Annotated in this window: 10 protein-coding genes; 6 read left to right on the top strand and 4 right to left on the bottom strand. The window is 36.8% G+C overall.

Annotated elements, in window-relative coordinates:
- Window positions 1-26: 26 nt before the first annotated feature.
- Both J2786_RS15590 and J2786_RS15585 read right to left on the bottom strand, forming a co-directional pair.
- Complete coding sequence (locus J2786_RS15590; RefSeq protein WP_047427097.1) at window positions 27-1,064, bottom strand: quinone-dependent dihydroorotate dehydrogenase; 1,038 nt, start codon at window positions 1,062-1,064, stop codon at window positions 27-29.
- A gap of 398 nt (window positions 1,065-1,462) precedes the next feature.
- Window positions 1,463-2,170: a pseudouridine synthase gene (locus J2786_RS15585; RefSeq protein WP_047427094.1), complete on the bottom strand. Its 708-nt coding sequence runs from the start codon at window positions 2,168-2,170 to the stop codon at window positions 1,463-1,465.
- A 535-nt stretch (window positions 2,171-2,705) separates the two neighbouring features.
- Between J2786_RS15585 and J2786_RS15580 the strand changes: the two genes are divergently transcribed.
- From J2786_RS15580 to J2786_RS15570, 3 genes are all read left to right on the top strand, one after another.
- Complete coding sequence (locus J2786_RS15580) at window positions 2,706-4,247, top strand: glycine--tRNA ligase (protein WP_047427089.1); 1,542 nt, start codon at window positions 2,706-2,708, stop codon at window positions 4,245-4,247.
- Window positions 4,248-4,352: 105 nt separating this feature from the next.
- Entirely contained in the window at window positions 4,353-5,195 is an 843-nt protein-coding gene (locus J2786_RS15575) for a hypothetical protein (RefSeq protein ID WP_047427087.1), read from the top strand.
- A 107-nt stretch (window positions 5,196-5,302) separates the two neighbouring features.
- Window positions 5,303-6,832 (top strand): hypothetical protein, encoded by a 1,530-nt coding sequence (locus J2786_RS15570; protein WP_047427084.1) that lies wholly within the window; start codon window positions 5,303-5,305, stop codon window positions 6,830-6,832.
- Window positions 6,833-6,962: 130 nt separating this feature from the next.
- On the opposite strand, the gene J2786_RS15565 is transcribed toward J2786_RS15570, so the two are convergent.
- Entirely contained in the window at window positions 6,963-8,291 is a 1,329-nt protein-coding gene (locus J2786_RS15565) for a M48 family metalloprotease (RefSeq protein WP_310025844.1), read from the bottom strand.
- A gap of 99 nt (window positions 8,292-8,390) precedes the next feature.
- On the opposite strand from J2786_RS15565, the gene J2786_RS15560 reads away from it, so the two are divergent.
- From J2786_RS15560 to J2786_RS15550, 3 genes are read left to right on the top strand one after another with little or no spacing between them, the layout of a single operon-like run.
- Window positions 8,391-9,524: a serine hydrolase domain-containing protein gene (locus J2786_RS15560; RefSeq protein WP_047427078.1), complete on the top strand. Its 1,134-nt coding sequence runs from the start codon at window positions 8,391-8,393 to the stop codon at window positions 9,522-9,524.
- 5 nt (window positions 9,525-9,529) lie between these two features.
- Window positions 9,530-10,141 carry a YdeI/OmpD-associated family protein gene (locus J2786_RS15555; protein ID WP_047427075.1) on the top strand — a complete coding sequence of 204 codons (612 nt, stop codon included), beginning with the start codon at window positions 9,530-9,532 and terminating at the stop codon, window positions 10,139-10,141.
- A 12-nt stretch (window positions 10,142-10,153) separates the two neighbouring features.
- Window positions 10,154-11,713, top strand: coding sequence for an AraC family transcriptional regulator (locus tag J2786_RS15550; RefSeq protein WP_047427072.1), 1,560 nt, complete (start codon window positions 10,154-10,156; stop codon window positions 11,711-11,713).
- Here J2786_RS15550 and J2786_RS15545 read toward each other — a convergent pair whose 3' ends face one another.
- On the bottom strand, window positions 11,714-12,628 hold the full coding sequence (locus J2786_RS15545; protein WP_047427069.1) for a hypothetical protein: 915 nt from the start codon (window positions 12,626-12,628) through the stop codon (window positions 11,714-11,716).
- Window positions 12,629-12,631 lie beyond the last annotated feature (3 nt).

The raw sequence follows: 12,631 nt of genomic DNA, 5'->3' as shown, positions 1-12,631 counted from the left end.
GAGTCCAATGAACTCTCTTTTTATTTTTATCTCGGTAATCTGCTTGCTCTTTTCAGAAGTTCCTGATTGATTTCTTTGATCAGTTCCGGACCTTCATAAATAAATCCCGTGTACAACTGAACCAATACAGCTCCTGCATCCAGCTTCTCCATAGCATCTTTAGCAGAGTGGATTCCTCCAACTCCAATGATTGGGAATGCTCTGTTGCTTTTATCAGCAAGGTATTTGATCATTTTTGTACTTCTCTCACGGATAGGTTTTCCGCTTAGTCCACCATTTCCGATCTGTTCCAAAACTTCCGGAGAGGTTTTCAGACCTTCTCTGTTTACTGAAGTATTGGATACTACAATACCATCAATCTTTGTTTCTGCGATCAGGTCAATGATTTCGTCTAACTGATTGTTATTAAGATCCGGTGCAATTTTTAATAATATAGGTTTCTGTACAGATTTTGACTGGTTTATTTTTTTCACTTCTGTAATCAGCTCTCTCAGGTATTCTACATCTTCCAGTTTGGCGTGGCTTCCTACATTCGGGCAGCTCACATTCAGTACAAAGTAATCTACATGAGGATGAAGACCTTCAAAACAGTCCAGATAATCCTGGGTATAATTTTCCGGGGTTGTATCTGTATTTTTTCCGATGTTTCCACCGATGATTATTTTTCCTTTATTGGATTTCAGCTTTTCAATAGCAGCTTCAAGACCATCGTTGTTGAATCCCATTCTGTTGATAATTCCGCCATCTTCAATCAAACGAAACAATCTTTTTCTGGGATTCCCGGCCTGCGCTCTCGGAGTTACTGTTCCTATTTCTACAAATCCGAAACCCAGGTCTGCCAATTCATTAAATAAAACTGCATTTTTATCGAAGCCGGCAGCCAATCCTACAGGATTTTTAAATTTTAATCCAAAAACTTCTCTTTCCAGACGTTTGTCTTCAATAGGTTTCGGGAAAAATAATTTTGTGAGAAATCCAAAATTCTTAAGCATTGAAAATGTAAAGTGATGAACATCTTCAGGATCGAATTTGAAAAGAATCGGACGAATGAGCGATTTGTACATTGAAAAAAAGTTTTACAAAATTACTCATTTTAAAATTAATGTTCGATTGATGTATGATATTTTATCAAAATGTCTGATATATAACATCTATAAGCTGGAAACAATCTGTGTACGCTGCAGATGAGCAAAATATTTTAACGCTAGGATCGCAAAGAAATATAACATAACCTAAAAACAATTTTGTTCGCAAGGGCGTTTCACTAAGCGAAGTACACGCTATCAGCCTTTGCTGAACGAAGTGCCTTTGCGATCGGAAATAAAAGTTATTTATCAATAAACTTTGCGAGCATTACGTTAAAATAATAGAGAAATATCTTCATTATCCGCTACATGGAATGAGATACTTAGAAATCCCATCCCTGTCAAGGTTTAAAACCTTGTCAAGGATATTTAAAATCTTAAGGTTTTAATGAAGAGTACGCACTCAGATCGAATTTCAGAATATCTCCTACTCTTTTGAAGTCTTCATCTATAGTGGCATCTACTGTAATTCTTTCGTTAGAAATGGGATGATTAAAAATCAATTGATGGGCATGGAGTGTCATTTTGTTGATATCAAACGTCTGAAGCCACAGCTTATTTTGTTTGTTGCAACCATGTTTGCGACAGCCTAAGATCGGATGGAGAATATGTTTAAAATGTTTTCTCAACTGATGAAATCTTCCTGTTTCAGGAATGGCTTCTACCAAAGAATATCTAGAAGTCTGATGTTTTAAAAAAGGTAAATCTATTTCTGAAGTTTGCAAGCGGCGATAGTAAGTAACCGCATTCTGTGTGACTTCATTTTCATTAACCAAATCATAATCAATGGTTTCTTCTTCTTTTGTCCAGCCACGAAGAATGGCCAGATATTTCTTCTCCACTTCACGTGATGCGAACTGTTCGCTCATGACTCTCAGGGTATCTTTATCTAAAGTAAACAGCAGAACGCCCGAAGTTTTCCGGTCTAAACGATGTACGGGAAATACTTTTTGCCCAATCTGCTTCTTCAACTCCTGAATAGCATAAGTATCAGCTTCTCCGGCATAGAAAGATTTATGAACCAGTAATCCGCTGGGTTTGTTGATGGCAATAATATGCTCGTCACGGTAAAGAATTTCTAACATCCGGCAAAAGTAAAGATTTTCGACTGATATTGTACGCTGCCATCTTTGTAAACGTAACAGGTTTTGAAAACCTGTTACGTTTTAGACCTTGGGTGCAAAAGTAAAAATTTCCGATCGATATAGCCCTGACTGAGCGGTATGTTTGAGCTCTTTTCTGGGGTGGCGGCGGCTTTGCCGCCGCCATTCCAGAAAAAGCGAGCAGCGAAAGCAGGTTCCCGGCTCCTTATTCATTTAACTTTAAATAAATTGTTTATCTTAGTACAAGGTTCTACCATAATTAAAAAAAATGACAGATTATTTTGGTTTTTTTGTAAAATTGATTGTGATCTCTGTTATTATAACAGTTGCTACCGTTGTCCTGATACGGTCAAAACAATACAAAATAATAAGAATATTATTGTTTGTTATTGCCGGTATTTTATTTATCATTGGTGCGGGAGGATGCCTCTTAATGACAATCTCTAATGTAGGATCTTACAGGTATTAATATTTTCCCAATAAAAAACATTATTTTTGCACATCAGACATAAAAATTATGGCAAAGCAAGAAGATGTTTTCAAGAAAGTGATTTCTCACGCTAAAGAATATGGTTTTATTTTCCCATCGAGTGAGATCTATGATGGTTTATCCGCTGTTTATGATTATGGACAGAATGGTGCCGAACTAAAAAATAATATCAAACAATACTGGTGGAAAGCTATGGTACAGCTTAACGAAAATATTGTAGGTATTGATTCGGCAATTTTGATGCACCCAACCACATGGAAGGCATCCGGCCACGTAGACGCTTTCAACGATCCATTGATTGATAATAAAGATTCTAAGAAACGTTTCAGAGCAGATGTTCTGGTAGAAGATTACTGTGCTAAAATTGAAGATAAAGAGAATAAGGAAATCGAAAAAGCAGCGAAAAGATTCGGTGAGGCTTTCGATAAGGATCAGTTTGTAGCTACGAATCCAAAAATTATTGAATACAGAGCAAAAAGAGAGGCTATTCTTTCAAGACTGGCAAAATCTCTGGAAAACGAAGACCTTGCTGATGTAAAAGCTTTGATTGAAGAGCTTGAAATTGCAGATCCTGATACAGGTTCTAAAAACTGGACAGAAGTGAGACAGTTCAACCTGATGTTCGGAACCAAACTTGGTGCTTCTGCCGACAGTGCGATGGATCTTTACTTAAGACCGGAAACGGCTCAGGGTATCTTTGTGAACTTCCTGAATGTGCAGAAAACATCACGTCACAGGCTTCCTTTCGGTATTGCACAGATTGGTAAGGCGTTCAGAAATGAGATTGTGGCAAGACAGTTTATCTTCAGAATGCGTGAATTCGAACAGATGGAAATGCAGTTTTTCGTAGCTCCGGGAACAGAACTTGAATTCTACGAGCAGTGGAAGCAGAAACGTCTGAACTGGCACTTAGCTTTAGGTCTTGGAAATGATAACTACAGATTCCACGATCACGAAAAATTAGCTCACTATGCCAATGCGGCAGCTGATATTGAGTTTAACTTCCCATTCGGGTTTAAAGAACTTGAAGGTATTCACTCAAGAACGGATTTCGACTTAAAAGCTCACGAGAAACATTCCGGTAGAAAGCTTCAGTTCTTCGATCCTGAGAGAAACGAAAACTATGTTCCTTATGTAGTGGAAACTTCAGTAGGTTTAGACAGATTATTCCTTTCCATTTTCTCTCATTGTCTGAAAGACGAAGTATTGGAAGATGGTTCAGAAAGAACGGTTTTATCTTTACCTCCGGCATTAGCTCCAATTAAAGCAGCTATTCTTCCATTGATGAAGAGAGATGGTTTAGCAGAATATGCAGAAGAGATCTTCAATGATCTGAAATATGATTTCAACCTGTTCTACGAGGAAAAAGATGCTATCGGAAAACGTTACAGAAGACAGGATGCCATTGGTACTCCATACTGTATCACTGTAGATCACGACTCTTTAGTTGATCACACCGTAACCATCAGAGACAGAGACACGATGCAGCAGGAAAGAGTTCCTGTTTCAGAGTTGAGAAAAATCATTGATGAGAAAACAAACTTCAGAAATTTACTTTCTAAAATATAGTTAAAGAGCCCTGTTTTTCAGGGCTTTTTTATTTTTCAAACATTCCGGATCAACATGCCGCAAAAATCGTTATTTTTAGCGGATAAAAACTAAACGAATAAAACCATGAAAAAACTGATGCTTTCATCACTGGCTCTGGCAGTGCTCTCAGGCTGTGTGTCTAATGATAATCCGGCTGATCACAGAGACAACAGCAATAATTCCCATAACAATAATAACGGTCCTTTTCATCTCCTGAAAAAAGCAACTGACGTTAATCCAAGCGGTCAGTCCTATGTAGTGGAGTTTAAGTATAACGGAGATCAGATTATAGAAACTTACAATGCTTCAGATGATGACAGAGTAGTTTATACCTATAGCGGATACAATAGCGATTATATTGCTAAAACTGAAGAGTTTATTGGTGGCGCCCTGGTTCTCAGGAGAGAATTCACCTATTCCAATGGGAGGCTTTCAACAGAAAAGATAACAGATCAGGAACAGGGAACGCTTATCTATACCAAATATTATCAGTATATCAGTGATACCCATGTTCAGTTTAATGAGTATAAAAGCGGAACTTATAACCCTTCAACAGGAACGTATTCAGATCTTGTATTTGCACAGGTGGATGTTAATTTAACCAATGCCGGAAATGTGGCTTCTGCCAAATATACGTATAACGGAGTTACTTACAATATCACCAATACTTATGATACCTTCAACAATCCTATGAAAAATATAAGAGGTTTTGTTAAGATTAATTTATTTGATGTGAGTGACGGGCAAACAGGTTATAATAATCTCTTGAATCAAACAGAGAGCTATTCCGGTTCATCCAATGGAACCAACAAAATTACTGCTGTGTATACACTTAACGGCGACAACTATCCTACGAAAGCTGTTACTACATATGATATTTCAGGTAATGGAGCAAGTACCCATAACTGGCTCTACGAGTATTATTAATAATAATTTTACATTTTAGGTGATAAGCTTTGGAAATATTTCCAAAGCTTTTTTATTTTTCGCAACATATGGGTTAATTTATTACTTTTATCCCTCAAATTTTAACCATGAAAAAAATAACACTGATGATGTTTGGCCTGATCCAGACATTTGCTTTTTCTCAAACTCAGGACCTGACAACTCTCGCTGCCGGCGACCATGTAGGGATGAATGCTCTATTCGATGATAAAGACAATCTGTACGGTTACGTTTCTCTATATTCTTACGGTAAGTCCAGTGATAAGACCAAGAAGTTCGAGTATGTTATACTGGATAAAAACCTCAATCCTGTTGCCAATAAAGAGTTTGAAGGAGATATCACGGCTGCCTCTTATTTAGGCTATGTTGATTTTAAAGGTCAGATTATTCTAAAGCCTTCAATGATGGATTATTCTCTTGTAAAAAGCAAAGAAATATTTACTCCGGTTTCTATGGTCATCGATCCGAAAACCAACTCTATTACCCGAAAAATATATTATGATTACCTGGAAAACGGTACTTTCAAAGAGATCAACGAACCGAAAAGCTGGAAAGAACAGCGCAAGGAAAATCGTGATGAGAAAAAAGAGAAAGGCTACAACTACGTTTCTGCGGTAGGAGAATTAAAAGAAGGCGGTTATTTTGCTGTTGAATACAAAGATTTCGGAAAGTACGAAAATAACAACAGCCTGATGAGGTTTGACGAAAACAAAAAGGAAATCTGGAGGTATAAATACAATACTGATGGAAGCAAAAAAATGTACACTACTCTATCGGTTCTGGAAAGGGATGAAAACTATATGTACTGCATTCTGAAAAAAGTGAATGACAAGCAGAAAACATTCAGTGTTATGGTTCTTGACATGAAAACGGGAAAAGAGAAATCCAATAAACCAATCACCGGATTATCTGATGAGACGATAGACAATATTGAATCCTTCTACTCCAACTACAGAAAGCTTGATAATGATAAAACTTTTGATGATAAAGTAGTTCTGTTGGGAAGAAACTATGATGATTCCGAATCTGTAGGATTTGCAAGAATGATCCTCAACAAATCTGATTTTTCAGTAGATATGAAGGCGATCAATTATGAGCCTAATATTTCTGCTTTTCTTCCAAAAGTCGACAAATATGGAATGGTAGAAAGCGGTTACATGCTTCAGACCAAAGATATGTACTTTATGAACGATGGAAGTGTGGGTATTTTATCCGAAAAATATAAACCGGCAGGGCAATATAATGCTCCGAAGACCACGGACCTTGTGTATATCTACACGGATAAAGATTTTAAAGTGAAAAATGTTCAGGTTTTTGAAAAGGAAAAATCAAAATGGGTAAACAGTGACTATTTGTTCTCACAGTACCTCAACGGAGGAAAAGACGTCGTGTTTTTCTATCGCGATTATCAAAAAGATGAAGTAACCAAACAGAAAAGATGGAATCTGTTTATCAACACCATTATTGATGGAAAATTCAAACAGGAGATTATTCCGATTTCTGAAAAAGACAATTATGCAGTAACGCCATACGTTGGAAAAGAAGGCTACATCCTGCTTCGTGAGTATAATGAAAAAGAAAAGTTTAATAAGATCCGTCTGGAAAAATTAAATTATTAATACAAAAAGAACCCTGACTAAACATCAGGGTTCTTTCTTTTATATTTGGCTAAAGCCAGTGGAATTTTTTATTATTAAAAAAACGGGCTAAAGCCCGTTCCTATTGATGTTTTAATCATTGATAATAAAATCAGTTTGCTTTTGCTATGGTCTCATTCGTCTGATAAAAGTCTGCTATATTCTTTATTTCATCAAGACTTAAGTTCCACATAAAGTTCAGAAACTGCTGATAGCTTTCACTTTGATTTTTGGGTTCTATACGATCCAGATATCGGTTCAGATTATAGTTTTTTCTTGCCTCATATATTTTGGAAAAACATCTTCCCAGCCAGCTTTTATAATATTTTTCCTCCTCTTCATCCTGCAAAAACTGCATGGCAGTATAAATCCCCAGTCCATAATCTTCTGAATGGAAATAATTGGGTAAAATCTCCATCCTCGCCGTTTTTCTTAATGTTAAAAACAGATCTGAGGGTTTTTCCGGACTAACAGGAGTTTTAAGCTCTGCAAAAGTCTTTTTAAGCACTTCTAGTCTTCTGGAAACTTCAGGGTGAGAAGCAAGAGAATCTTTATTCAGCTTTTCTTTATAGAAATTATAATTATACAGGGAGAAATCTTCCTTCTTCATCCATTTTTCATTAAATGCCTGCCTGGGAAGGTTAAAAAGTTTTTTATACGTTTCTACCTTCAATTCTCTTGGTGAAATGGTATCAAAATCCTGCAATCTCTGAAGAGCATTCACGAATTCTGCTTTCTTGAAATCACTGTTTTTAAAGATGACATACCCTAAAGAATCCGCCTGCATTTCGCTTTGTCTTCTTTCTACACCTTTTTTGTAGACTGTATTTTTAAAAATATCGAAAGCCTTTTGGTTCTGGCCCTGGCTTCTGCTTGTGGTAGTGGATTTTATATTCTGCACCACCACTTTATCCATTTTATCCTGTTCGATAATTTTTAAAAAAGTTTTCAGTGAATGTTCCTCTATTTTATGTCCCAGCTCATGGGAAATCACCGCAGCAATCTGTTCCTCATTATTCAGCCAGCTGTAAAGCCCCATGTTGATGACAAAAGTTCCGTCAGCAAGACAATAGGCATTAGGAGTATTGTCTTTTGCAATCAGGATTTTCAGATCCTGAGGGATTTTAGAATTATTCTTTTTAAGACGTTGAATCATAGACTGTATACTGGTTTCAAATTCAGATTTAAAAATAAAATCCTTATTCTTCACCTGCTTTTCAAAATCAGTTCCGAATTCTTTATAAATTTTGGATAATTCTGAGCCTGTTTTTCCGGAATATTGGGACTTTAATCTCTTTACAGTCGCTTCATTATTTCCTTCAAAACTCTTTAAAAATGCTTTTCTCTGTATATAATCTGTGGTATCTATCGGTTTATAAATCTGGGCTAATCCCATGATTGAAAATAGGAAGTATACCAATACAAAAAGTTTTCTGGTCATAGTTTTCATCAATAAGAACAAAAATAACTTATTTGCTGATTCATTTTAAATTTTATAGCCAAATTATTCTAAATTTGTTAAAGACCCATTTATGAAAAAATGAGAATACTAAAGTATATGGTTGGTGGAGCTGTTGCAGGTGCAGCGGCAGCTTATTTTTTTGGATATGATTATTTATTTAGTGGTATTTCCAAAACCTACCTTAAAGGGAAGTCAAGTGCATACATTGACGACGGGAATCTTTTTCCCAGCAATCCTATTGCGACAGAAGAGCCCAGACTCTGGGAAGAGGATGCAGAGTATAACAAAAAAGACTTACCTAAAGATTTAGTTGGCAACTTGAAACACTCCAGAACAGCAGCTTTGGTGGTGATAAGGAACGGAAAAATTCTTCATGAACAATACTGGGATGGCTACAACCAGCTCTCACAAACCAATTCTTTTTCTATGGCAAAAGCAGTGACAGTGATGCTTTTGGGTAAAGCGCTGGAAGAAGGGATTATTCCAACTATTGATGAAAAGTTCTCAGATTTTTATCCTGAATTTAAAAATAAGCCTTTCGGAAACCAGGTAACCCTTAAAAATCTGGCTCAAATGGAAGCCGGATTAGATTGGAATGAAGATTACAACAATCCTTTTCTTCCCAATGCTAAAGCCTATTATGGAAAAAGCCTTGTAAAAGCTGTTTTTTCAAGGAAATTCAAGGAAGAACCAGGAGTTAAATTCGAATACCAAAGCGGCTCAACCCAACTTCTTGGTTTTGCACTTAGAAAAGCACTGGATAAACCATTAGCAAGCTATTTATCAGAAAAATTCTGGACGCCTCTGGGAATGGAACAGAATGCCAAATGGAGTACAGACGATCATGGTATGGAAAAGACCTACTGCTGTATTCATTCCAATGCAAGAGATTTTGCCAAGCTGGGACAGTTATTTCTGGATGACGGAAAAGCCGGAAACCGGCAGATCCTTAATCAGGATTTTATTGAACAGATGAGAACTCCCACAGAAAAGTCAGAAAACATTTATGGAATGGGGCTTTGGATCAATCATGACAACCCTATCAAACATTATTATTTTCTGGGATTGCAGGGACAGTATATCATTATGGTTCCGGAGCATAATATGGTTATCGTAAAAACCGGAAGTTATTCCAACAACCCTAAAAATGACAGAGGAAGACCTGATCAGGTAAAATTCCTTGTCAATGAAATCGTACAATTATTCCAATAAATACAATGGAGAAATATAGTTCTAAAATTGATGCATATATTGAAAAATCACAGGATTTTGCAAAGCCTATTCTGCATTACATCCGTGAAACCGTTCATGAATTCTGTCCTGATGCCGAAGAAACCATGAAGTGGAGCTTTCCCCATTTTATCTATAAGGGGAAAAATCTTTGTGCTATGGCTTCTTTCAAACAGCATTGTACTTTTGGTTTCTGGCTGGAAAAGGAAATGAAAACCATGCAGGAGATCACTCAGAATATTGAGAAAAACTCTATGTTCAGTTTGGGAAAAATTGAGCAGGTTGCGGATCTTCCCTCCAAACCTCAGCTGAAAAAAGCGATTAAAGAAGCCATGGAGCTTACAGATATGGGCGTTACTATGAAAAAAGCACCTCCATCCAAGATTGAAATGGAAATTCCTGATTATTTCCAGCGCGCTTTAGAGGCTCATCCAAAAGCAAAGGAAATTTTTGAAAAGGCTTCCCCATCTTTCAGAAAAGAGTATATTGCATGGGTTACAGAGACCAAAACAGAAGCTACCAGAGATAAAAGATTGGAACAGTCTTTGGAATGGATAGCTGAAGGGAAAGGCCGTAATTGGAAGTACCAGAAAAAATAAAAAACACACACAATGAAGAAAAAAATTATTCTCTTTTTCTTCCTTATTATTTCAATTTTTACATTCGCTCAGGCATTTGATTTTGAGGGACAATATAAGTATGCCCGTACACTCTCATCCAAAAATCCGGACAGTTCAGAAATTGTTCTGAATAAGATGATAGATTCTGCCCGGAAAAAGAATCTCCCGGAATTTCTGGCAAAGGCTTATTATTTAAAGTCTTTCAACAGCTATTTAAGATCGGATGCTGAGAAAAGTCTTGATTTTGCAGATAAAGCCCTTAAAATTGCTACGCAAAACAATTACAGCATCGGAAAAGCACTGGCCTACAGAATGCAGGGAACTCAGTATGCAAAGCTTGGGCTGCTTAAAGAGTCTTCTACAAGTCTCCGAAATGCACTCGCCGAAGTAAAAAATAATAATACCGAGGAAGGACATGAGCTGAAAGGAATGATCTTTAATTCTTTTTTGATCCTTCTTAATAAGGAACAGTATAAAGAGAAAGCATATTATTCTACAAGTGCAATTCAGGAATTTCAGAAGCTTAAAAATGTCAACAGGCGAAATGAACTGCTGATTTCCGCTTATACCAATATGGGGTATAATTTATCTGAGGTAAAAAAATTCAAAGAGGCTAAACCTTATTTTGTAAAGGCCCTATCGCTGGTGGGAGAAAACAATTACTATCTTAAAGCAAACATTCTTAATGATATAGGATTTTCTTTTTCAAAACAGAATAAACCGGACAGTGCGGTGCTTTATTATCAGAAATCACTGGCTATTGTAGATCAGTATGGATTCAATGAAAAAAAGATTGAGGTTACCAAGAATCTTGAAGAAGCTTACGCCCAAATTCACGATGTCTCCAATACCGAGAAATATAAAATTGAAAATCTAAAATTAAAAGACAGTATTGCTTACAACAAAGCAATGGCCGTCAACAAAACTCTTTCTAAAAAAGAGGAAAGTTTTCATCAACAGCTTAATGAAAGTCACTCCATTTCAAAAGGACTTATTATTGCATGTCTTGCTTTGATGGTTATTTTGGGAGCTGTCGTTTTCAATACCATCCGTCTCCGTAAAAAACATAAAGAAGCTGTTGCAAGAATCTACAGAGAAGGGATTTCTCCTGTTATTTATGAAGAAGATCCGCAGGAAGTTTCTGAGGATATTCAGGCAAAAAATACCTCTACTCCAACAGAAATAAAAATCTCGCTGGAAGTAGAGGAAAACATATTACAGGGATTAAAAATATTTGAAGAAAACCTTGAGTTTAACAACAAAAATATTTCTCGATACAATCTTGCCAATACGTTGAATATCAATACAAAATATCTGTCAACGGTTATTAAAAAACATAAGAAATTCAATTTCAACCAGTACATTAATCATCTGAGGATCAATTATATTGTTAACCAGTTAAGAAATGAGCCTCAATACAGAAAGTACAAGATCAATCACCTTGCAGAAATTACGGGATATTCCTCCCACAGTGCTTTTTCTCTTGAGTTCAAAAAGATTACAGGACTTCACCCGTCTGCTTTTATTAAAACCCTTGATGAAATCTCCTGATTACTGTTCGGCTATGGTAAGATTATTATAACCTCCTGTATTGTTGAGTGAAAAATTCGCGAGGTTTGAATTATTTAAATTAAACCAGATATAAGGCATCAGCCTCTGCCCTGCCGTCATATAGAATGAAGCGGTGCAGTTGCTTCCTGCATCAATAGTTCCAACACTGTTTGAGGACATGGTATTGGCACATTTCACCGTATTGACAATATTGGTAACAGCCAGTCCTGTTGTATTATCATAAAGCTGCCATATGGCCTCTATCTGAATAGGGTTTAAAGGATCTGTTGTATAATTAATAGCCAGCGGCGCGAGGTCTGTAGTGAAAGTAGCTACATAAATTCCATTTCTGGGTGCTGTAAAGATACCTGTTGCAGCATTGAAACTTGTTCCTGAATTACTTTCAAAAGTTTTACTCCAGTCTACAAGATAATTGCTCGCCCTGTTCTGTAAACCAGCGGTTATAGTGGGAGCAGCAGGAGTTGCCAGCTTTACATTATTGGTCGTTTTGGCTGCAATAACGATTACTTTATTACTGGCAGGCTGTGCTGTGAGCAAAGGAAGCCATTCATTTCCATTGGAATATTCTACGCCGCTGTTGTATCGAACGGCTCCCTCATCGGCTGCCACTGCCGTCAATGCAGATGTTCCAAAACCAATCGCTCCGTTTCCGGAATTTCTGGCGTCTACTTTTACGGCCGGGGTTAAAGTTCCTACTCCTATTTTCCCTGCATTATTAACAAGAATATCATTGCTCTGCTGGGCTGTAGTAAATACAGACCCGGAAGAAGGATTATCTTTTTGTCCGTCAATATGCAAAACGCCCTGCGGATTTGGGGTATTGATTCCAATTTGTGAAAATGCACACTGGAAGCTTAAAGTCATTAAAATCAGTAAACAATTCTTTTTCATCATGTA

This window comes from Chryseobacterium vietnamense (assembly GCF_031454475.1).
Taxonomy (GTDB): Bacteria; Bacteroidota; Bacteroidia; order Flavobacteriales; family Weeksellaceae; genus Chryseobacterium; species Chryseobacterium vietnamense.
The sequence above is the reverse complement of the archived record's forward strand: the minus strand, read 5'-3'. Positions and strand labels throughout refer to the sequence as shown.